This is a genomic window from Acinetobacter sp. YH12231, from assembly GCF_013417755.1.
GTDB classification, from domain to species: Bacteria; Pseudomonadota; Gammaproteobacteria; order Pseudomonadales; family Moraxellaceae; genus Acinetobacter; species Acinetobacter amyesii.
In genome coordinates this window covers 78413-101378 of sequence record NZ_VPDJ01000006.1, presented here as the reverse complement: position 1 = coordinate 101378, position 22966 = coordinate 78413, and the positions used below count along the sequence as shown (strand labels likewise).

The 22966-nt window shown below is 42.4% G+C and carries 20 protein-coding genes; 11 read left to right on the top strand and 9 right to left on the bottom strand.

The features are described from left to right. Positions 1 to 105 precede the first annotated feature (105 nt). The gene (locus FTV11_RS04170; RefSeq protein WP_180073432.1) at positions 106 to 318 is read left to right on the top strand and encodes a DUF1737 domain-containing protein; all 213 of its coding nucleotides are present in this window, start codon (positions 106 to 108) and stop codon (positions 316 to 318) included. Here FTV11_RS04170 and FTV11_RS04165 read toward each other — a convergent pair. From FTV11_RS04165 to FTV11_RS04155, 3 genes are all read right to left on the bottom strand, one after another. Next, entirely contained in the window at positions 311 to 745 is a 435-nt protein-coding gene (locus FTV11_RS04165) for a hypothetical protein (protein ID WP_180073431.1), read from the bottom strand. The two genes, FTV11_RS04170 and FTV11_RS04165, sit on opposite strands and share 8 nt — an antisense overlap. A 440-nt stretch (positions 746 to 1185) precedes the next feature. Continuing rightward, positions 1186 to 2544 (bottom strand): MATE family efflux transporter, encoded by a 1359-nt coding sequence (locus FTV11_RS04160; RefSeq protein ID WP_373685400.1) that lies wholly within the window; start codon positions 2542 to 2544, stop codon positions 1186 to 1188. A 41-nt stretch (positions 2545 to 2585) separates the two neighbouring features. Next, complete coding sequence (locus FTV11_RS04155; RefSeq protein WP_180003411.1) at positions 2586 to 3044, bottom strand: DMT family transporter; 459 nt, start codon at positions 3042 to 3044, stop codon at positions 2586 to 2588. A gap of 125 nt (positions 3045 to 3169) precedes the next feature. Between FTV11_RS04155 and hemW the strand changes: the two genes are divergently transcribed. Beyond that, positions 3170 to 4324 (top strand): radical SAM family heme chaperone HemW, encoded by a 1155-nt coding sequence (gene hemW, locus FTV11_RS04150; protein ID WP_180026074.1) that lies wholly within the window; start codon positions 3170 to 3172, stop codon positions 4322 to 4324. A gap of 133 nt (positions 4325 to 4457) precedes the next feature. Next, positions 4458 to 4865: a hypothetical protein gene (locus FTV11_RS04145; RefSeq protein ID WP_168379842.1), complete on the top strand. Its 408-nt coding sequence runs from the start codon at positions 4458 to 4460 to the stop codon at positions 4863 to 4865. Positions 4866 to 4907: 42 nt separating this feature from the next. Here FTV11_RS04145 and FTV11_RS04140 read toward each other — a convergent pair whose 3' ends face one another. Both FTV11_RS04140 and FTV11_RS04135 read right to left on the bottom strand, forming a co-directional pair. After that, positions 4908 to 5210, bottom strand: a complete 303-nt coding sequence (locus tag FTV11_RS04140) for a hypothetical protein (protein ID WP_180055404.1) — start codon at positions 5208 to 5210, stop codon at positions 4908 to 4910. 342 nt (positions 5211 to 5552) lie between these two features. Continuing rightward, positions 5553 to 7376 (bottom strand): acyl-CoA dehydrogenase C-terminal domain-containing protein, encoded by a 1824-nt coding sequence (locus tag FTV11_RS04135; protein WP_168379095.1) that lies wholly within the window; start codon positions 7374 to 7376, stop codon positions 5553 to 5555. Positions 7377 to 7606: 230 nt separating this feature from the next. Here FTV11_RS04135 and FTV11_RS04130 point away from each other — a divergent pair, with 230 nt between their 5' ends. Then, positions 7607 to 10117: a hypothetical protein gene (locus FTV11_RS04130; protein ID WP_180073430.1), complete on the top strand. Its 2511-nt coding sequence runs from the start codon at positions 7607 to 7609 to the stop codon at positions 10115 to 10117. 86 nt (positions 10118 to 10203) lie between these two features. Here the strand turns inward: FTV11_RS04130 and aroE are convergent, their stop codons facing one another. From aroE to hemF, 3 genes are all read right to left on the bottom strand, one after another. Then, positions 10204 to 10992, bottom strand: coding sequence for a shikimate dehydrogenase (aroE, locus tag FTV11_RS04125; protein WP_180073429.1), 789 nt, complete (start codon positions 10990 to 10992; stop codon positions 10204 to 10206). Between the two features lie 102 nt (positions 10993 to 11094). Further along, the gene (locus FTV11_RS04120; protein WP_078189308.1) at positions 11095 to 11316 is read right to left on the bottom strand and encodes a hypothetical protein; all 222 of its coding nucleotides are present in this window, start codon (positions 11314 to 11316) and stop codon (positions 11095 to 11097) included. 229 nt (positions 11317 to 11545) lie between these two features. Further along, positions 11546 to 12487 carry an oxygen-dependent coproporphyrinogen oxidase gene (hemF, locus tag FTV11_RS04115; RefSeq protein ID WP_180026069.1) on the bottom strand — a complete coding sequence of 314 codons (942 nt, stop codon included), beginning with the start codon at positions 12485 to 12487 and terminating at the stop codon, positions 11546 to 11548. Between the two features lie 277 nt (positions 12488 to 12764). Here hemF and hemN point away from each other — a divergent pair, with 277 nt between their 5' ends. Beyond that, positions 12765 to 14138 carry an oxygen-independent coproporphyrinogen III oxidase gene (gene hemN / locus FTV11_RS04110; RefSeq protein WP_180073428.1) on the top strand — a complete coding sequence of 458 codons (1374 nt, stop codon included), beginning with the start codon at positions 12765 to 12767 and terminating at the stop codon, positions 14136 to 14138. 94 nt (positions 14139 to 14232) lie between these two features. Here hemN and ribA read toward each other — a convergent pair whose 3' ends face one another. After that, entirely contained in the window at positions 14233 to 14835 is a 603-nt protein-coding gene (ribA, locus tag FTV11_RS04105; protein WP_168379100.1) for a GTP cyclohydrolase II, read from the bottom strand. Between the two features lie 311 nt (positions 14836 to 15146). Here ribA and dxs point away from each other — a divergent pair, with 311 nt between their 5' ends. The 6 genes from dxs (at position 15147) to FTV11_RS04075 (ending at position 22950) form a co-directional block, all read left to right on the top strand. Further along, complete coding sequence (gene dxs, locus FTV11_RS04100; RefSeq protein WP_180073427.1) at positions 15147 to 17057, top strand: 1-deoxy-D-xylulose-5-phosphate synthase; 1911 nt, start codon at positions 15147 to 15149, stop codon at positions 17055 to 17057. 112 nt (positions 17058 to 17169) lie between these two features. Then, a complete protein-coding gene (locus FTV11_RS04095) occupies positions 17170 to 18000 on the top strand; it encodes an inositol monophosphatase family protein (RefSeq protein WP_078189303.1) in 831 nt (276 codons plus the stop codon). 457 nt (positions 18001 to 18457) lie between these two features. Further along, a complete protein-coding gene (locus tag FTV11_RS04090) occupies positions 18458 to 20269 on the top strand; it encodes a DEAD/DEAH box helicase (RefSeq protein WP_078189302.1) in 1812 nt (603 codons plus the stop codon). A gap of 406 nt (positions 20270 to 20675) precedes the next feature. After that, a complete protein-coding gene (locus FTV11_RS04085) occupies positions 20676 to 21494 on the top strand; it encodes an ABC transporter ATP-binding protein (RefSeq protein WP_218947263.1) in 819 nt (272 codons plus the stop codon). Next, positions 21491 to 22270, top strand: coding sequence for a lipid asymmetry maintenance ABC transporter permease subunit MlaE (mlaE, locus tag FTV11_RS04080; RefSeq protein WP_078189301.1), 780 nt, complete (start codon positions 21491 to 21493; stop codon positions 22268 to 22270). Before FTV11_RS04085 ends, mlaE begins: the two co-directional genes overlap by 4 nt. After that, the gene (locus tag FTV11_RS04075) at positions 22270 to 22950 is read left to right on the top strand and encodes an outer membrane lipid asymmetry maintenance protein MlaD (protein WP_180073426.1); all 681 of its coding nucleotides are present in this window, start codon (positions 22270 to 22272) and stop codon (positions 22948 to 22950) included. The genes mlaE and FTV11_RS04075 overlap by 1 nt, the downstream gene beginning before the upstream one ends. Positions 22951 to 22966: the final 16 nt, after the last annotated feature.

Sequence of the window (22966 nt, the reverse complement as noted above, 5' to 3'; positions counted from 1 at the left end):
TGATAAAATGATGGGCAAAAATGTAAATACTGAAAATAATTCAGGCAAATTTAAGCCACGCGCTGAATGGTTTAACATATTGTGTCGCTAGAAGAGAACTGAACGATGAAAGTGTATCGCTATTTAACCGGTAAAGATGATGTCAATTTCTGTGCCCGTGTGACCAAAGCTTTAAATGAAGGCTATGAATTGTATGGATCACCAACCATGAGTTTTAATGGGACAGATGTGATCGTCGGGCAGGCGATCGTGAAAGACGTAGAGGACGACGGTCAAGTGCCACAAGGTTTAAAAAATGCCATCGCGGCGCTTAATTAGTTGGTTTTGCTGCTTCGCTCGATTCAGTTTTTTCCAGTTCTAAATGTGGACTGAGATATTTACTGCATTGGTTATGGTGTAAATTTTCATTCAAGGTGATGAGGTTTTGCGTCACGATAAAATCCTGATCATCCGCAGAGGTAAACTTTTGATTGGCCTTGATGAAGTCCTGATAGGTATACGCCATACCAGACTGCTGACAACTTAATTTTAAACGTGCGGTATATGAGTCAGCCTGTTGTTCATGATAAAAGCGAAAGGCTGTCCAAAGTGCTTGATTGATGTAATCAAATTCGGGTTGTGATTGGACTTTAATGGGTGCGTGATATAAAGGAAATTCATGTCGGTTGATCGTTTGTTCAGCTTGTAGTGACATGGAAAAGCCTAAGCTCAGACAGAGACTGATCGAGCGAAATACATGGGACATGTTTATTTTCCTCTTCTTCATGCTTTTTATTTATGGCATTGCTATGCAGGGTGTTAATTTGCATTAATCTTCTGCATAGCGTAGCCGTCTTTTTTAAGTAACTGATGTTACGTAGTAACATCAGAAGCGCCATTTGATTCAAATAAAAGAACGATACGCGGTAACGTCATCCGCAAGTGTTTGAGACAGGACTACTTCTAATCAAAAATGTTTTTGCGTGACTTTGAATAATTACACGCTGGTGAACGAGTTTTGCGGATGACAATGGTTTTGGGTACTTTTGCCGAAACAAAAGTACCTCCAGCCGAAGGCTAATCCCGTTATTCAATCCCTAAGATGTAAGACTCCGTCGAATAAAATTAAAAATCATTTTAAAAATGCAAAATTACTTTTATGTGCGTAACATCAGTTAAGTAACTTTTTAGATGATTTTTTAGGGCTTATCCCGCATGTGCTAAACGTTTATTCATCATAAATAAACGCGTAAGTAGCAGTGTACATGCGACAGTCAGACCTACAATCAGGCCAATCCAAACGCCTGCAGCACCAGTCGTAGTGAAGCGTGCAAGATAGATCCCGACAGGGAAGGCAATGATCCAATACGCGATCATAGTGATCCACATCGGCCCTTTAGTGTCTTGCATGCCGCGTAAGCATCCTGCGGCACTGACTTGCCATGCATCCATTAATTGATAGGCAATTGCGAACAACACCAAGTACACTGCAAGCTGAGTCACATCATAGTCATTGGTATAGAGTGACACAATTTCATTACGTAAAAGCCAAAGCAGCAGCATGGTAATTAGGGCAAATACCGTCCCTGTCAACATACCGACTTTCTGGACTTTTCTCATCGCTAGCCAGTTCTTCTCCCCATAATAGGTACCGACCCGAATGGTCAGCGCAATCGCTAGTGACATGGGAATCATAAACAATTGCGAGGTAATCGAAATGGCGACTTGATGCGCTGCAATGGTGACTTCGCCTAAAGGACTCAACACAATAGCGGCTGTACTAAAAATACTGACTTCAAAGAAAATGGCTAAGCCAATAGGAAAGCCGAGTTTTAAAATACGTTTGATCCATTCACTGTTCATTTTTTCAAAAGCAGCGAAAGGTTGGGTTTTTTGATAGGCCGATCCTTTGAAAACGTACATCGCCAAAGCAAAGAACATTAACCATTGCAAAATCGCGGTGGCAAAACCACATCCTGCTGAACCCAGTTCAGGGACTGGGCCTAAACCATACATAAAAATAAAGTTCAGTGGAATTAACACCAATAAGGCCAGCAGACTCAGCACAGTGACTGGACGTGGATGCCCCAATGCTTCTGAGTAACCACGTAAAGCTGCGTACATGGTGACAGCAGGCATACCTAAACTAATGGCGTGTAAGAATAAGCTCGCCTTCGGAAGTAATACTTCAGGGACACCCAATAACGGTAAAAGCAGCGGCATAGCTTGTAAGACTAATGCGGCAATGATCCCTAAAAATAATGCGACCCACACAGACTGACGGGCGATGGTGGCAATTTTTTCAGGCGTGCGAGCACCATTGGCTTCTGCCACTAATGGGGTGGTTGCAATCATAATGCCGCTGAACAGCAGCATGACCGGTATCCATAAACCGACCCCGACCGCAATGGCTGCAAGGTCATTGGCGGACATGTGTCCAGCCATGATGGTATCAATGAGACCAAATCCCGCTTGCGCAAACTGCGTGATCAATATCGGGATCATTAAATGAAACAGTTGTTTTAATTCATACTTGCTGCTTGTTACAGCCGTGACAGTAGACACAGAATGTACTCATTTCTTGTGAGGTGCTTAGGAATGAGGTCTTAGCGTTGGAAAGTGAGAAGCACACCAATAAAAATCACCACGCCACCCAATAAGCGTTGCCAGTTAATCGGGGTTTTTTCAGTGCCGAGCAAGCCAAAATGGTCAAATACCATCGACATTAAGATCTGTCCAAAAATAATCAGACCGGAGAGGGATAAAAAACCCAGTTTCGGTGCGGTATAAATACTGATACTGATGGCATAAACACCCAAACATCCCCCCAGCCATAAATACCAAGGGATTTGAGCAAAACTTGCAAAGTCCGGTTTTTCGGCCGATTGAAAAAACACCATAAAGGCGAGGACTATTGTACCAACCAAAAAAGAAAAAAGGGCAGCTTGCAGCGGTGAATATAAATATTCACGCAATTGGCTGTTGATCGCTGTTTGAATGGTCATAGCGATACCAACACCCATCGCGAGCGGCAGTAAGTACAATAAATGGCTGCTTATTTTCATCTTCTAATCATCTAATTCTTCTTTAATTTTATTAGTCTACTGTATTGTGGATGAGTTTTCATAAGCGCTCTGATGCAGTCATGTTAAAATGCGCTTACTTCTTTTGTTCCTTTTGAGCATTTTCCTTGGCTGAATTAAATCCTGCAGTTGTTCCGTTATCTTTATACATTCACATGCCGTGGTGTGTGCGCAAATGTCCATACTGTGACTTTAATTCGCATGCGGTGCCGAATGGTGAATTGTCTTTGGACTTAGAACAAGAATATTTACAGGCGTTGGTTGAAGACTTTAAAACCCAAGTCGATTTTGCTCAGGGTCGCCTGATCCATAGTGTATTTATTGGTGGTGGGACACCATCTTTGATTTCTGCCCAAGGCTATCAATGGTTATTTGCTCAGCTCAAAGCGTTGCTACCGTTTGAAGCAGGTTGTGAAATCACCTTGGAAGCCAATCCCGGTACGGTTGAGCACGATCCTTTTTCCGGTTATTTAGATGCAGGGATCAATCGTCTATCTATCGGTGTGCAAAGTTTTAATACCGACCAGCTGAAAAAGCTGGGGAGGATTCATTCGAATGATGATGCGATTTCTGCCATTCAGCATGCAAAAGAGGTGGGTTTTGAACGAGTAAATGTCGACTTGATGCATGGCCTGCCTGAACAAACCATTGAGCAAGCGCTTTTGGATTTAAAACTTGCTGTGGAAAATGGGGCAACCCATGTGTCGTGGTATCAATTGACCATTGAACCCAATACAGTTTTTTTCCGCACAAAACCAATTTTACCTGTCGATGATGTGCTTGAAGATATTCAAGAACAGGGCGAAGCCTATTTAACAGCGCAAGGCTTTATCAATTATGAAGTATCGGCATGGCGTAAAGAAAAGCCGTCGGCACATAATTTAAATTATTGGCAGTTTGGCGATTATTTGGCGATTGGCGCAGGCGCACATGGTAAAGTGACCATGCCAGACGGGGTGTATCGTTTCCAAAAAACCCGATTGCCGAAAGACTATTTAGCCAAAGTACCTGCTGAACATCTTCAGTTTAAGCGCATCGAAGCAGCCGATATGCCTTTTGAATTTATGATGAATGCACTTCGTTTAAATCATGGGGTGGAAGCCAAGCTATATAGTGAGCGTACAGGGGAAAGTTTAGAGCCAATTGCCGAGTTATTGAACTCATTACGTGAACGTAAATTGATGGTCAGTGATCCAACACTTTTGTCTTGTACCGAGCAGGGACATATCTTTTTAAATTCAGTATTGGAAGAATTCCTGTAATGAAAGCTATGTCAAACTTGTTTTAAAATTTGAGCGACAAGTAATTTTTCATATTTCGAATGTAATTTGCAGAATGTGTATGAAATTATTCAGTTGATAATTGAATTTACATGGCATAAAGGAACTTCAGAAAATGAAATATATTTTAACTACGACGTTATTAACTATAGCTTTGGTGGGTTGCACCGATAAAAAAGCACCATCAGAACAAAATGTTGCAACAGAGGCAACGACCGCAACTGCACAAACAAACGATGTTGCAGTATCTCAAGATGAGCAAGTGATTCACTTTACAGGGCCACAAGATCTTAGCCTTGAGTTAAAAACCAAAGATAATTTTGAAACCGCACAATTGACTGATAATTCTGATCGTGTGTATGAATTGAAACGAGGAGTTTCAGGAAGTGGTGTACGACTTGCCAACGACCAAGGTGTTTCAATTCACTTTAAGAACTTTAATGGTGTGAATGAAGGCACTGTTGAGTTGGTAAAAGATAAACCCATAGAGATTAAAGAATTTATTGCTGATAAAGCAAAGTAAATATTAAAAAAGACCGCATGAGCGGTCTTTTTTTAATTTAGCTTAACGATGTTTCGGTGGCATTGGCGGTAATTTATGCTGCGAAACAGGTTTGTGTTGATTGCCTTTAAAAGCTACTGCCTTATGATTTTGTTTGGCAAATTTTGCATGAGCTTGTTGATGCTCTTTTTTCACCATTTGCTGCCCAGCAGGTTTGTGATGTGTTGCTTTAGGCGGTACAGGTTTTTTATCGAAGTGTGCAGCAGGTAGCGGATTTTTATGATCGAATGCAGGCGCTGCCATTGCAGACATTGTCGCAGTTGTTGCAATCAGACCAATCATCAATGAAGACATCAATTTTTTCATGGTTACGCTCTCTATGAATCAATGAAGTCATCATAGGGGGAGGCTATGGAGAAGATATGAAGTTGTATGAGATACAAATGTAAAGCTAAAATTATGGAGTTAAATTTACTTTAAGTATTTAATATTTATTAAATAAAATTATGTTTTAGCGATAAGGTGTTCTATTTTTGTTGAAAAATACAACAATATTTCTCCATATAAAGTTCATCTTTATACATTGTTATTACCTCATGAAGAAATTAAGAATACTACTCGTAATTCCTATAGATCAAAATTAAAAGAGAAGACAAAAAAGACCGCCGAAGCGGTCTTTTTATAGAGTCATTTAACTCGGTTTAAAGCTTAGTAGTCAAAGCTAAAGTGTTCAGGAGCCAAAGAAGTCATGGTCTTCGATGGGTTAACCATTGCTTCAGCGTGACCTTGTGAGCGTGGTAATAGACGTTCAAAGTAGAAGTCAGCCACTTTGATTTTTGCTTTATAGAACTCAGGAACTTCTGCACCATTGCCTTCTGCTAATTTTTCAGAAGCTACGGCAGCTTGTTGTGCCCAGAAATAAGCCATCATCACGTAGCCAGAGAACATTAAGAAATCGACAGAAGCAGAAGATACGATGTCACGGTCTTTACGTGCTGCAAGCATGATACGAACCGTTAATGCATTCCACTGTGCGCAAAGCTTCGTTAAGTCCCACGCAAAACGACGCATGTATTTGTTACGTGCATGTTGACCACAGAACTTCAAGATTTCAGCTGTGTAGTCACGAATCACTTTACCTTTAGAGGTCAGCAGAACTTTACGACCAATCAAGTCTAGTGCTTGAACACCGGTTGTGCCTTCGTAGAGAGTAGAGATACGTGAGTCACGAACAATTTGTTCCATGCCCCATTCTTTAATATAACCATGACCTCCGTATACTTGCATACCATGGTTTGCAGCTTCATAACCCATTTCGGTTAAGAAACCTTTGAGAATCGGGGTGTAGAAGCCTAAGTGGTCATCATGTGCTTCAAACGCTGCTGTATCACCGCGGGTTAAAGCATCAGTCATTTTGTCCGCAATTTGAGCTGCATAGTAAATCATTGAACGGCCGCCTTCAGCGATCGCTTTTTGAGTTAAAAGCATACGACGTACGTCTGCATGGTGAATAATCGCATCGGCTACTTTTTCAGGATCTTTTTTACCTGAAAGTGCGCGCATAGACATACGTTCTTTGGCATATGGAAGAGCGCCTTGGAATGCCAATTCAGCATGTGCAATGCCTTGGATCGCTGTACCAATACGTGCAGTGTTCATGAAGGTGAACATTGCGTGTAGGCCTTTGTGTTTTTCACCGATCAAGTAACCAATCGCATTGTCAAAGTTCAACACAGCTGTTGCTGAAGCACGGATCCCCATTTTGTGTTCAATCGAACCACAAGTCACAGGGTTGCGTTCGCCCACTGAACCGTCTGCATTCACAAGGAATTTTGGAACGATGAACAATGAAATGCCTTTGGTGCCCGCAGGTGCATCTGGAAGACGAGCAAGTACGATATGCACGATGTTATCTGTTAAATCATGCTCACCCGCAGAGATGAAGATTTTTGTACCAGAAATTGCATAGCTACCGTCAGCTTGAGGTTCCGCTTTGGTTTTTACCTGACCTAAGTCGGTACCGCATTGAGGTTCAGTTAAGCACATGGTGCCTGACCAAGTTCCAGCAACAAGGTTCGGTAAATATTGGTTTTTCTGTTCTTCTGAACCAAATTGTAGAATGGTGTTGATACAACCTACGCTGAGACCCGGATACATTTGGAATGACCAGTTTGCTGTACCCATCATTTCAGATTTGATGAGATTCAACGACTGTGGCAAGTTTTGACCGCCAAATTCTTCAGGGAAAGACAGACCTTGCCAGCCACCCTGTACAAATTGGTCATAGGCTTCTTTAAACCCTTTTGGTGTTTTCACATCACCATTTTCAAAATGACAGCCTTCTTCATCACCCGTTTGGTTCAAAGGCGAAAGGATGTTTTCACAAAAATCCGCTGCACCTTCTAAAATCATGTCGACAGTGTCTGCATCAGCAGCTTCACCATTAGACAAAGTTTTGTAATGTGCTGGGTAATCGAGCACTTCATTCATTAAGAAACGAATATCGTGTAAAGGCGCTTTATATGCAGGCATAGTCTTAATCCTAATATCTAAATTTTTTTGGATTATCTGTATTGATGATTTGATTATTCATAATTTCATCCAAAAAACATTGATGAATACGCCCTTAAAAAATGTCAGAAAGGCGAATTGTAATATTTAACCAACATGTGAAAAGTAAACTTCTGATAGACTGGGTGTTGATCTTTTGATCATTTTTTTCTTTTAATAAATCATAAAGAACTTAGGTCTTTCGTACAATTATGCGATTAAAATATATAACACTTTGTTTACTGGGTTTGAGTATTACTGGGTGTGCTCAACATGTCATAAAAACCAATTCAACAGAGCAGTCTCTCGGGCAACAAGCCACTCAAGGCTTAAACGCAATGTTTGAAAATGCCAGTTATGACATGAAAGGGCAATTTTCAATTCAGACAGATCTTCAGTTCGATGAAAAAAAGCCTGAAACCAAGTCAAAGCCTGCAACTATTACACAGCCAGAGCTGGATCCTAAACTTAAAAAACAACTGGATCAGTTGATTAAAACCCAAAATATTCCATTTAGCCAAAAAGAAAAGAAACAGCTCTATCAAGCGATTGCCAATGAATCGATCCCACCATCAGCGCGCTATAGCGATGAAGATGATGGCGTTTCTCCGCAATCCAAAATTGCACAATCACTACTGAATGTGTTGAATGATTTACAGTTTAGCTATAGCGGTTCAGTACATTTTAGAGAAAAACTTGCTGCCTTAACCTTACAACTGAGTTATCAAAAACCGACTTTGCAGGTGAATGCACAGTTGCCGATGATCATTGATTTTAATCAACATAAATTTTATACCAACTACTTTGCGTTCATGCCGTTTATGGTAAATCGTGAAAGCCAAAGCAGCTTGGCTTATGTGGATTTTTCAAAACATAAAGAGACGATTGCCCAGTACGATTTGAAAAAATTTGCTGACTATTTAAAACAAATGAATGCTTTGCCCTATGTCTTGGCAGAGCCGAATCAAGTGCAAAATATTGCTTTAACACGTGATGAAAAAAATGCAGGGCTGACTAAAAAAATCCGCTATGTGGGTGATCTCGATGCGCTATACACCCAGCTTGAACTTTTTGATTTTGTGAACGCCAACTATTACACCACGCAAATCAAAGGTCAGCGCAATAGTGACGCTGAGCAAGATGAATCTGTGGACGCTGCTGTGCATCTCAGTGCTTCCGAAGAGGCGATGGCTGCGGCTGAAGCGGCGGGAGGGACTGCAGTAGCGGCAGCAGCTGAGGATGAAGACTATGATGCGGCTTATGCATCTGTAGAACGTGTGAATGAGCTGCTCAATGCGAAAATGCATGGCCTGATGTATCACCAACATGAAACGGAAGACGAACAAACGTCTTCTGCCGCTGAATCTGCTGAATACGCGATCGATACTGCAAGTGCATATGCGGAGGCGACCGCGGGTGATGACGAAGAAACCTATAGTTCGGATACTGAAGTAACCGAAGCTTATGCGGCTTCAGAAGAAGATGATGAAACAGCGAATTTATCTGAGGAAGTCTGTCAGGCCTTGATGAACACCAAACAGGTGCCGATTGGTAAAGTCACACTGTGTCAGGATTATCAAGATGTTCGAGTGATACCGCTGCAAGCAGATTCTGTACCATCGGCCTCTGCTGCGGACGCATCCAATACAGATTCTGAGATTGCGGACGCTGTTGAGCAGTTAAAGCCGGTATTCCAGCAATATCAAAGTGAACAACTTATCGATGTAAAACAATTTCAGCAATTATGGCAAAAGCATCAAGCTGAAATTGCGCAGGTGCTGAATGCACAGGATAAATCATCTTCGAATGTTGTGATGGATGTAGGCTTAGATCACAAAGGCCGCGTCCAAGTAATGGACTATCAATTGGCCTTTAATGAGCCACGTTTAGGTCAATTAAAGCTGAAAAGTAGCAACCAAATCTTGAATTATGGCAATGCGACTAAAATTGATCGTCAAGCCATGAAACAGGCAAAATCCATTGAGGAAGTCAGTAAAGATTCACTCTTTGAAAATATGTTGAAAGGCCTGCTTGCGCCAATCACGGGAAATGATCCTCTGCTTGCTGAAGCAGAAACTGCATCGGTTGATGATGTCCGTGCTGCAAATGAAGAAATCGAACTTCCTGAATATCTCAGTACTGTGGCATTGCAAAGTTATAAGCGCCATCAATCTGAAGTGAAAGCCTATCAAGCGGCATTTGTCGTGGCATTTGCTAACTATCGCGCTCAGTATGTGCGTTATTACTCAGTCAATGATTTGAATGAAATTGCGGAAGTCTATGCATATCGATTTGTTGATGGGTTAAAAGAACCAACAGGCAATGCGCTGAAACGTTTAAATCAATTACGTGATAAGCATGCTTTACATCGCTATCAAGACTTTGATGACTTAGGTTCTTCGGTCAATCATTATGTACAGTCGGGGATTGGTGAGTACAAAGCTCAGGTTGAGTGGAAACAATTGCAAAAAACCTATAAGACTGATCAGGCGATTTTTGCACATTTATATCAACAAAACTTTTTAGCCAGTTATGAACTGGAAGGAACTGAAAAAGCACATTTGGTGAAAGCATCAAAAATCTATGCGCAAGCCTTTGCTGATGATATCAAAGGAAAATTATCAGAAGCGTCATTGCAAGGCCTAGCAGCAGAACACGAAGAGTTGTTCAGCCAATCGGCTTATTATGAGACCTATAAGGCGATACAAAAACACAAGAACTAAGTTGGATCAAAAAAAGAACCTCAATTGAGGTTCTTTTTTTAGGTGTTTAGACTGCTCAGAAAGTGAATTGAGCAAATCATTTTGAATTATAGAAAGTCTTTTAGATCAGGTTTGACGCCATTCCAAATGGAAAAAGATTCGATCGCTTGACCAACCAACATGCCAAAACCTTCTGAGGTTGGAACATGGCGTGCTTTGGCTTGATCCAAAAATGTCGATGGTTTGCCATAGGCCATTTCATAGGCGTGGGTGAATTGTAAAGCTTCAGGCAAAATTAGAGCATCACCCGTTAAGCTGGCCGATGTGGCATTAATCACCAGATCAAATTGACCTGCTAAGTCGGCGAGGGCAATGGCTGCAAGTTCGGCATTGGGGACAGCAGTTTTTAAGTCAGCAACCAATTGTTCAGCACGCGCTAAAGTCCGGTTGGCAATCACGATTTTTTTGGCCCCAGCTTGTACCAGTGGGTAAATCACGCCACGTGTCGCACCGCCTGCACCAATGATCAATATATCGCTCTGTTCTAAATTCCAATCTAAGGCACGGATGGCATCAACTAGGCCTTGTCCATCGGTATTATCGCCATGGAGTGTGCCATCTTGCATCCATAATGTATTGACCGCACCTGCAATTTTGGCACGTTCAGTAAGGACGGCACATTGTGCATAGGCTTGTTCTTTAAACGGAACAGTGACATTCATACCGATACCACCTTCGGCAAAGAAGGATTCGACGCTGTGCTGAAAACCATCGAGTGGCGCAAGTCGTTTGCTGTACTGAATGTCGAGGCCTGTTTTTTCAGCGAAGGCATGATGAAGTTCAGGTGAGCGTGATTGTTCAATCGGGTTGCCAATCACGGCAAATTGTTTGCTCATTGCACAGCGTCCATGTAGATGTGAAAGAGCAGACAATATACGCCAAAACCGAGGATGGCTAAAGTTCGGGCAGTCTTAAAATCGTGAAATAAAGGCGGAAAATTAAGGATTACAAATATCTAGGACGCTTTGAATCAAGATGCTCGCTGCACTGATGACTAAACCAATCAAGGCAACCACCATGAAGCCAATAGCCAAATTATCATTCAAAGACGTTTCGGAAAAAATATTGGTACTGATAGCGCTAATCAGCACAACAGCAAAGCTCCAAAACACCAATGCAGTAAGACTGACTGCTTTTTTATTGAGTGTTTGATGTGTCATGTGCGTTGTACTCCGTACAAGAAAATTACAGCCATAAGTTTATTGACACATTGTGCAATGACATAGCTTAAAGCTGTTTAAAAGATGTGTCATTGTTGAGCAATCTGATTACAAAGTAAATGCTTAAAAAATTTATTTATGCATCAAGATATTACATACAAATGAATACTCTAATCATCAGGCAATAAAAAGCCCCTGACGGACAGGGGGTGAATACATGTTTATCAGTTTATTTCAGCGTATTAAGCCAATCTTGCGGTTTTAAATAAAAGTCGGTGAGCTTTTTCTCGGCAGAATGTTCTTCCCATTCAGGACGATACGACCAGCCCGCCAAAGGTGGCATACTCACTAAAATCGACTCAATACGTCCACCAGTTTGCAAGCCAAATAAGGTGCCGCGGTCATAGACAAGGTTATATTCAACGTAACGACCACGACGGTAAAGTTGGAAGTCTCGTTGTGCTTCGGTATAGGCTTTGTCTTGGTTTCTTTGGAAGATCGGTAAAATCGCCTCTAAATAACCATTACCCACGGCCTGCATATATTTGAAACAGGTTTCAAAGTCCCATTGGTTGAGGTCGTCAAAGAATAAACCACCCACACCACGTTGTTCATCACGGTGTTTTAGATAGAAATAGTCATCACACCATTTTTTATGTTCATCATAGAGCGTATCGCTAAATGGGGCACAGAGATCATGGGCAGTTTGATGCCAAGACAAGACATCTTCATCATTTGGATAAAATGGAGTGAGGTCAAAACCACCGCCAAACCACCAAATCGGATCTTGGCCTTCTTTTTCGGCAACAAATAAACGCACATTGGCATGTGAGGTTGGGACGTTGGGGTTTTTCGGGTGAATTACCAATGACACGCCCATGGCTTGCGCTTTTGCACCTGCAATAGCGGGATGGCGTTCAGTCGCTGAGGCAGGTAATTTTGAAATGTTGATGTGCGAGAACATCACACCACCTTTTTCAATCACCGTCCCATTTTGTAGAACACGTGAGCGACCACCACCACCTTCAGGGCGCTCCCAGTCATCGATCGCAAATTCGGCACTTCCGCCACCAGCACGTTCTTGCTGTTCCAATGCGGCACAAATCCGTGCCTGTAAATCGCGAAGGAATTCATCTACACGTTGAATATCGGCTGAAGTTGGATTCTGCATGGTGACCTTTATTAAAATAATTTAAAGATAAGTGTCATCAAAGCATAAATTACGTGAAAACTTAAGGCATTTTTCCCGATACTCAGCATCGGATCTTTGCTTTAAATCTAGATATCTAGTGATTAAACCAAAAGATCATGCAAAGATAGCAGCAATTGCTCCGGCTGAAATTGAGCCTATTCCGACAAATTTGCTAGGTTGAATTCACATCTGAAGCTCAGCACAATAATCATAAGGTAAATTTAAATTGAATCTCATTGATTGAAATGGTGCATCGATGTCTCAGCAGGCGAGTTCTTTAATTCAAAAATACAATGTACCAGGTCCACGCTATACCAGTTATCCAACCGTGCCGTATTGGGAGGAAGCTGAATTTTCATTGCAACAGTGGAAACAGGGATTGAAGCGTTCATTTGATGAGACTAATCACAGCGAAGGCATCAGTCTGTACATCCATCTACCCTTTTGTGAAAGCTTATGTACGTTTTGTGGTTGCCATAAAAAAGTTACGAAAAAACATGAGATGGAGCTGCCTTATATTCAGGCGGTGCTGAAAGAATGGGACTTATATTGTCAGCTCTTGGTCGATCGACCGAAGATTAAAGAAATTCATTTGGGCGGGGGAACGCCTACTTTCTTTTCTCCTGAGCATCTCACCCAGTTGATTCAAGGCATTCTAGCGCATGCTGATATTGCCGATACACATGAATTTAGCTTTGAAGGGCATCCGAACAATACCACACGTGAGCATTTACAAGCCTTGTACGATGTTGGGTTTCGACGTGTGAGCTATGGGGTACAGGATTATAATGAGAAGGTGCAAAAAGCCATCCACCGTATTCAACCCTTTGCAAATGTTGAGCAGGTGACACAGTGGGCACGTGATATTGGCTATACCTCTATTTCACATGATTTGGTTTTTGGTCTGCCATTTCAGGATTTAAACGATGTGTTGCATACCATTGAACAGACCACTCGTTTGATGCCAGATCGTCTAGCCTTTTATAGCTATGCGCATGTGCCGTGGATTAAGGGCAATGGGCAACGTGGTTTTAAAGATGCCGATGTGCCGAAAGATGATTTAAAGCGCCAATGCTATGAAGAAGGTAAAAAACAGCTACTGGCGCAGGGCTATCATGAAATTGGGATGGATCATTTTGCATTAACCCAAGATCCGATGTATCAAGCTTTTCAGCAGGGCAGTTTGCACCGTAATTTTATGGGCTATACCGCATCGAAAACCCAAGTAATGATTGGTCTAGGCTTATCTTCGATCAGTGACAGTTGGTATAGCTTTGCGCAAAATGAAAAGAAAATTGAAGACTATTATGCACGTTTAGAAGCGAATGAAATTCCAGTTTATCGGGGGCATGTGCTGACAGATGAAGACTTAATCATCCGTAAACATATTCTTAATTTGATGTGTAGTTTCCAAACTTCTTGGGCAGGTCCAGAAATGCAATTTACTGAGCTTGATGACGTATTAGCGCAATTGGCTGAAATGCAAGAAGATGGCTTGCTCGAGATTTTTGATCAGCACATTCAGGTGCGTGACGCAGGCAAGCCTTTTGTTCGCAATATCTGCATGGCTTTTGATTTACGATTAAAACGTCGTGTTCCTGAAAATCGTATTTTTTCGATGACGATTTGAATTTTCCCTAACCCCTCTTTAATAAAGAGGGGGAAGCCTCCCTTTTGTAAAGGGAGGTTTGGAGGGATTAATTTATGGAGAATTTAAAGGATTTTTAAAAATCGTCCTTTTGATACATATGCGACATACGATCATGTTTGGTTTTTAAATATTGTTCGTTAAAGGGATTTAAACCCACAGTCAGCGGAACGCGATCAACGACATTCACGCCTTGCTCTTGTAGCGCTTCAATTTTTAACGGGTTATTGGTAATGAGACGCACCGCAGTAATGTTGAGATGATTCAACATGATAGGACACATATCATAACGACGTGCATCGGCAGGAAGATCCAATAATAAATTGGCATCCACGGTGTCATGACCTTGGTCTTGTAGGGCATAGGCACGGATTTTATTGGTTAAACCAATACCGCGACCTTCTTGGCGTAAATATAAAATCACCCCTTGACCCGCTTCATTAATTAATTTTTGGGTGGCTTGAAGTTGTGGGCCGCAGTCACATTTGAGTGAAGCAAAGGCATCACCGGTCAGGCATTCGGAGTGGATACGTACTAAAACAGGTTCAGTAGGAGCTTGTTCTAGTCCTTTAGAGAGTGCGACATGTTCTTCACCGGTTTCAGGATCCTGAAAAACCGTAATATTGAATTCACCAAAAGCGGTCGGTAATCTTGACGTTGCGACAAATTCTATAGGCACTGCTTAACCCGTTTATTCGATTATAAATTGGCTAAAGTATAGCGTAATGCTTGGACATTGGTAGAATTGCAACGACGAATTTATGCAGAACATTTTCTTTTTTGTATAAAGCGAACGATAATAGTTGATAAATAGGAAGATTATTCAGGATAATCTGACTCATTCAAAATCTCCCCAACGAGATCATTGCTAAAAATTACATCGCTACAAGTTTGGCTGATTGTAAGGTGATACAATTCGACGATATGATCGAGTTACCCATTTAGACCGAGCTTAGGAATTTGCCAGGCTTTAGAAGGCTTTGCCACATTATGCTGTATAAAGAAATACCATCTCAACGCCCTGTAACACCGTTGCTGGATACGATTAACCATCCTCAACAACTTCGTTTACTCGAGCGCAGCCAATTAGAGCAAGTGGCGGATGAGTTACGTCAATTTATTTTGTATGCGGCCGGACAAAGTGGTGGGCATTTTGGTGCCAATCTTGGGGTGATCGAATTAACCGTGGCATTACATTACTGTTTTGAAACGCCACGTGATCGTCTGATTTGGGATGTGGGTCATCAAGCCTATCCGCATAAAGCCTTAACCGGTCGTCGTGAACAATTAGTGACGATTCGTGCCAAAGATGGTTTAGCTGCTTTTCCTGCCCGTGAAGAATCTGAATTTGATACCTTTGGCGTAGGCCATTCATCAACAGCGATTTCTGCTGGTCTTGGGATGTCATTGGCACGTCGTTTCAAGCAAGATCCCTGTCATGTGGTTGCAATCGTGGGTGATGGCGCGATGACAGCGGGCATGGCTTTTGAAGCCATGAACGATGCGGTGGCACACAATGCTGACCTCATGGTGGTATTGAACGACAATGATATGTCGATCTCATGCAGTACCGGTGGTTTTGCCAAACATTTGGCTGCGATTTGGGAAAGTGGTCAATCGGTTAATATTTCTGAAAATGGCGAAGCCTATATTCAACCGCATCCTGAATGGGCGTATAACTCACGCCTACATTGTGCTGCGACCGATGCTGCAGATAACTTATTTAAAGCCATTGGCTTTGACTACTTTGGTCCTTTTGATGGGCACGATGTTGAACAATTGACACATGTGTTTGAAGCCTTAAAAAAACGCAGAGGCCCACGTTTAGTGCATGTCTATACCAAAAAAGGTAAAGGCTTTGCACCTGCCGAAGCAGATCAAATCAAATACCATGCCATCAGTAAAGTGAATGCACCTGCTGCAGTGGCAACTGCACCGAAATATTCAGATGTTTTTGGTCAGTGGTTATGTGATGAAGCTGCACAGGATGATCGTTTATTGGCGATTACCCCAGCGATGTGTGAAGGTTCAGGCATGGTGCAATTTGCCAAGCAGTTTCCTGAGCGTTTCTTTGATGTTGCCATTGCAGAACAACATGCGGTGACTTTGGCTGCGGGGATGGCCTGTGAAGGGGTAAAACCGGTTGTTGCAATCTATTCAACCTTCTTACAACGTGGTTATGATCAACTGATTCATGACGTCGCTTTGCAAAATCTTGATGTGACATTTGGTATCGACCGTGCAGGTTTGGTTGGTGAAGATGGCCCAACGCATGCCGGTGCATATGATTATGCCTTTATGCGTACCGTGCCAAACATGGTGATCATGGCGCCGAAAGACGAAAATGAATGTCGTCAAATGTTGCATACGGCTTATTTGTATAAAGGCCCAGCGGCGGTACGTTACCCACGTGGTAATGGACTGGGTGTTGAGATTCAGCAAGAGATGACCGAGCTTGAAATTGGCCGTGGTGAAATTCTTGCAAACTTCAATGATCAGCAAGATGACACCATTTCTATTCTGGCTTTCGGTAGTCGTGTTCAAGCGGCACTAGAGGCAGGACAGGCTTTAGCGACAAAGCTAGATGTGGCTGTACGTGTGATTAATATGCGCTTCGTGAAGCCATTAGATACACAGTTGATCGATCAAATCGCAGCAAGTACGCAACTATTTGTGACAGTTGAAGAGCATGCAGTCATGGCGGGTGCGGGCAGTGCAGTAAATGAATATTTAGCCCAAGCAGGCGTGGTTAAGCCTGTGCTGAATTTAGGTTTGGCTGACGAGTTCATGCATCAAGCAACACATGCTCAAATGTTGCATCAGGCTGGACTGGATGCTGAAGGCATTGGCGCTTCAGTGACACAGAGCTGGCTAAAACATAAGCAAACAGTGGTTTGTTGAATTTCTAATTTTTAGAAACATTTTTTCCCTAAAAGCCCTTATATTTGATAAGATATAAGGGCTTTTATGCATTATTCTTTATCAGTATCTTCAAATTTGTAGTGGGTGTTCAATGGAACCTATGGTGGTTATGGCTGCGCGTGCGGCTCAATTAGTTGGTCAAGAGCTTTTAAAAGCGCATCAAAATCGTCATAAACTCGATCTACAAGTCGAAGAAAAAGGAATTGATGGTCCAGTAACGCGTGTAGACCGTTATTTGGAACAATTGACTATCGATACCCTACGTAAAAGCTATAAAAATCACAGTTTCCTAGGCGAAGAGTTTGGTCTTCAAGAAGGCAAAGGTCACGACGCTGATTGGTGTTGGATCATCGACCCACTTGATGGCACATTAAACTTCGTTAATGGTGTTCCACATTTCTGTATCTCTATTGCAGTTCAACATAAAGGTGTAACTCAACACGGTGTTATTTATGACCCTGTGAAAGATGAGTTGTTCTCTGCAAGCCGTGGTCGCGGTGCGATGATGAACCAACGCCGTATTCGTGTAAATGTAAAAGACAGCTTAGAAAACACTTTCCTTTCAGTGGGTCATGCGTATCGTAAAATTCGTAATGGCGAAGTGGTTTCTTATGCGAAAAACCATTTCAACTCATTGTTAAATGTGACTGAAGCCGGTGCTCAATACCGTCGTTCAGGTTCTGCTGCTCTTGATCTAGCATATGTTGCTGCCGGTCGTTTCGATGGTTATTTCGAACTTGGTTTGAAACCTTGGGACATCGCTGCGGGTGAACTTATTGTGAAAGAAGCGGGTGGTACTGTGGTTGATGCTCGTGGTGGTAACGACTCAATGGACAATGGTCAAGTACTTGCATGTTCTATGAAAATGCTTAAACCGCTTATGCAAGCTGTTGTTCCAGCTTGGGGTGAAGCTGCTAAATAATAGAACGCTTAGTTCGAGTTTATTGACAGAATAATGAAATAAAGCCCTCTTTATGAGGGCTTTATTTTTGTCTAATCGGTCAAAAATAATGGCTTAAACACCTATAATTTAAAGCTTCTTACAAAAAATATTCTGAAGTTGACTAAAACAGGTGACATTTAAAAACTTTCTGCTATAATCCCCGCACGCACTAAATTTCGTTCATTACCTGAACATTCTCTTCTATCATTGTGTATGCGCGTTCCGGTCCAAAGAGAGGACGATATTTCGCGCCCCACCCAATCGCTAAGCGATTCCTTCAGGTTGCGGCTGTAATCATGTGTGCGTTATACGCATCGTCGTTCTCGGATCGCCGCTGATTCTATATTTTCAGCGTCTTTTGCTGTGCCGCTTTTTGCCGATGTCCATCTGAATTTATATTTTTAATGGAGCACCCATTTTTGGGGTGAAATACTCTATGAGCAAAACTTTTGCTGATTTTCCTTTACATGAGTCGTTACAACTAGCATTACAAGGTCTAGGTTTTACTACTCCGACTCCAGTGCAAGAACAATCAATTCCAGCTGCATTAGAAGGTAAAGACCTTCTTGTATCAAGCCAAACTGGTTCTGGTAAAACTGCTGCATTCTTACTCCCAACTGTGAATGCTTTGGCTGGTCAAGACACTTTGATGTCTTTCAAAGAGCGCATGAAAGCGGTAACTGCACCGTCTATTCTTGTACTTTGCCCTACACGTGAATTGGCTCAACAGGTGAGCCAAGACGCAATTGCTTTAGTACGTCATATGAAAGGTGTTCGTATTGCTGCAATTATGGGTGGTATGCCTTTCGGTAAACAAATTCAACAGCTTAAAGGTGCACAAGTTGTCGTAGCGACTCCAGGTCGTTTACTTGACTTGGTTAACCGTCGTCAAATTAAACTAGACAACGTTGATGCGTTAATCGTTGACGAAGCTGACCGTATGCTTGACTTAGGTTTCTCTGAAGACCTAGAAGCGATCAGCGACTTGGCTGCTAACCGTAAACAAACATTAATGTTCTCTGCAACATTTGCGCCGCGTATCATTACACTTGCAGAACGCATGATGAATGATCCACAGCGTATTGCGATTGAAACTGGTCACTCTACAAATACTGACATTACTCAGACACTTCACTGGACTGACGGTTTCGAACACAAGAAAAAACTTTTGACTCACTGGTTATCTGATGAGTCTGTAGATCAAGCAGTTGTATTCGCATCTACTCAAGAAGATACAGATATGTTGGCTGAAGAACTTGCAGAAGCAGGTCACTCAGTTGTCGCTCTTCACGGTGCAATGCCACAAACTGTACGTAACCGTCGTTTACGTAGCATTCGTGAAGGTCGTGCAAAAATCTTAGTTGCGACTGACGTTGCTGCACGTGGTCTAGACGTACCAACTATTTCTCACGTAATTAACTTCGGTCTTCCAATGAAGAACGAAGACTATGTACACCGTATCGGTCGTACAGGTCGTGCGGGCCGTACTGGTAACGCGATTACTTTAGCGACTTACCGTGAACGCGGTAAAATCCGTGCTTTAGAAGACTTCTTAGATGCACGTTTAAATGTATCTGAAATTGAAGGTCTTGAGCCATCTCCACCTCCTGCACGTGGTAGCCGTGATGGCGGTCGTGGTCGTCGTGATGGCGGTCGCGGTGGTCGTGGTGGTTTCGGTGGCGGTCGTCGTTTTGAAGGTGAATCAAACTTCAAACGTCGTGAAGGCAACCGTGATGGCGAACGTCGTTCATTCGGTGGCGAAGATCGTCCACGTCGCGAATACAACAACGATCGTCCACGTCGTGAAGGCGGTTTCGAAGATCGTCCACGTCGCGAATTTAACAACGATCGTCCACGTCGTGAAGGCGGTTTCGAAGATCGTCCACGTCGCGAATTTAACAACGATCGTCCACGTCGTGAAGGCGGTTTTGAAGATCGTCCACGTCGCGAATTTAACAGCGATCGTCCACGTCGTGAAGGTGGTTTTGACCGTCGTTCTAACGATGACAACCGTGGTAACCGTGTAGATTATAAACCAGCTCGTGAAGGTTATGGCGATCGTCCAAAACGTTCATTTGGTGAAGATCGTCCACGTCGTGAATTCAACGGTGACCGTCCTCAACGTTCATTTGGTGAAGATCGTCCAAAACGTTTCGGCGATGACCGTCCAAAACGTTTCGGTGATGATAAACCACGTGGCGAACGCACTTTCGGTGAAGATCGTCCACGTCGTAAATTCAATGACTAATTGAATTTCGAAGGAATATCGAAAAAACCGGTGGAAACACCGGTTTTTTTTATGGATTTAAATTAGCTTTTTAATCAGAAAAATGTATACTTGATCAAACTTTATGTGTTTAATGATAATTAATATGAACGGAAACGCGTTGGCAAATATGCGTACAGTGATGATCGAGGTACTTATGCCTTATATCGGTTTGACACTCTTATTGTGTAATATCGTTTACTATATATACAATTATTTTAACTAAATTCTTCTATTGGGTTGAAAACACCCTTTATAAAATCGCATTAATAATAAAAAACAATTTACCTGATGGAATGCAGGGATATGCGCTCATGCAATGGTAACATTTTAAACTTCAATCCTTTATAGTATGCATGCTGAAAAAAATGCAGGAAAATCCTCAGCTATGAATAATCAAACGTCTTCTCAGACTCAGGCACTGATCGAAGTGAAAAACCTGAGTTTTAAGCGAGGAGAGCGCGTCATTTATGACAATGTCAGTTTAAAAATTCGTCGTGGTCAGATCACTGCAATTATGGGTCCATCTGGTACAGGTAAAACGACTTTACTCCGTTTAATTGGTGGTCAATTGACTCCCGATAATGGAGAAGTGTTGCTTGATGGGCAGGACATTGCACAGATGTCACGTCAGGAACTCTTCGCTGCGCGTGCGCGTATGGGGATGCTGTTTCAGAGCGGCGCATTATTTACCGATATGTCGGTATATGAAAACGTAGCCTTTCCAATTCGTGCGCATACCAAGTTGCCAGAGCATTTGATCGCTGAAATTGTTGCGTTGAAATTAGAGTCTGTTGGTTTACGTGGTGCAGAAAAAATGATGCCCTCTGAACTTTCAGGTGGTATGAATCGTCGTGTGGCTTTGGCCCGTGCAATTGCACTCGATCCTGAGCTGATCATGTATGACGAACCCTTTGCAGGGCAGGACCCGATTGTGATGGGGGTATTAACTCGCTTGATTCGTTCGCTACGTGAAGCTTTAGATCTAACCACGATTATTGTTTCGCATGATGTAGCTGAAACCTTATCAATTGCAGATTACATCTATGTCGTGGCTGAAGGGAAAGTGCAGGGCGAGGGAACACCTGAGCAGTTAAAAGCACATGCCTCGCCTTTTGTGAAGCAGTTCTTGACGGGTTCGGTAGAAGGTCCGGTCGATTATCAATTCAGTCATCAGCCCTATTTAAATCATGAGGTTCGTTCATGAATGCTATTGCCGCATTAGGTAGACGCGTCATTGAACGTGTTCGAGGAATCGGCGTAGCAACCATTATGTTGCTGCAGATTCTTTTTTCCATGCCGACTTTACTTGGCGTGAAGTTGTTTATTTATCAGATGTACCGTGTTGGTGTGCTTTCATTACTGATTATTGTGGTATCTGGCTTATTTATTGGCTCGGTACTGGGTTTGCAGATGTATAGCATTCTGTCGACCTTTGGTAGTGAGGCGATGCTCGGCACCGCAGTTGCACTGACTTTATTGCGTGAACTTGCACCTGTGGTTGCGGCTTTACTCTTTGCAGGTCGTGCAGGTTCAGCTTTAACGGCTGAAATTGGTTTGATGAAAGCCACTGAGCAGTTGTCGAGTATGGAAATGATCGGGGTCGATCCATTAAAACGTGTGATCTCGCCACGACTTTGGGCCGGTATTTTTAGCTTGCCAATGTTGTCGGTGATTTTCGCTGCGGTCGGCATCATGGGCGGTAAATTGGTGGGTGTTGATTTTCTGGGTGCAGATGAAGGCTCTTATTGGAGTGGCATCGAGAACAGTGTGCAATTCTTTAAAGACGTCTTTAATGGCACCATCATCAAAAGTTTTGTTTTTGCATTAATTTGTACTTGGATTGCGGTCTATCAGGGTTATGCCTGTGTCCCAACTTCAGAAGGTATTGCAACGTCGACCACACGTACTGTCGTGTATTCTTCGTTGTGTGTTTTAGGATCAGATTTCGTGTTGACTGCGGTCATGTTCGGAGGTATTTAATGAAATCACGTACGAGTGAACTGGCCGTTGGTTTTTTTGTCATTCTTTTTGCTATTGCTATTTTCTTCTTGGCGATGCGTGTGAGTGGTTTGGTCGGCAATAACATCGAAGACAGTTATGAATTGACCGCGACATTTGAAAATGTAAACGGGATTAAACCCCGTGCCAAAGTCACCTTAAGTGGTGTCAAAGTTGGTCAGGTGGAATCGTTGAAACTCGATCCTGTGACGCGTTTAGTGACAGCACATCTGATTATGGATGGCTCATTAACCTCTTATAACGCAGAACAATTAAAAGAAGTGCAAAAGAATGCACTCGAAGAGCTGCGTTACACATCAGACTATGAAGCAGCAATACCTGCGAAACAAAAAGAAATGGAACAGCAACTGATTGCTAACATGAAATCCATCACCAATATCGATGAAGATGCTTACATTATGGTTGCAACCAATGGTTTATTGGGTGAGAAATATTTGAAAATTGTACCGGGTGGTGGTGTCAACTTCTTAAAACGTGGTGACCAAATTGGTAATACCCAAGGTACGATGGAAATCGAAGATTTGGTGTCTAAATTTGTGACCGGTGGTGCAGGGAACAAATCTGACAGCACAGCAGATACTGAACAAAAAACAGAAGCTGCTGACACAACAACGGCAGAAGAACCTGCATTTGTTGAATAATTTTTAGGAGAAATTA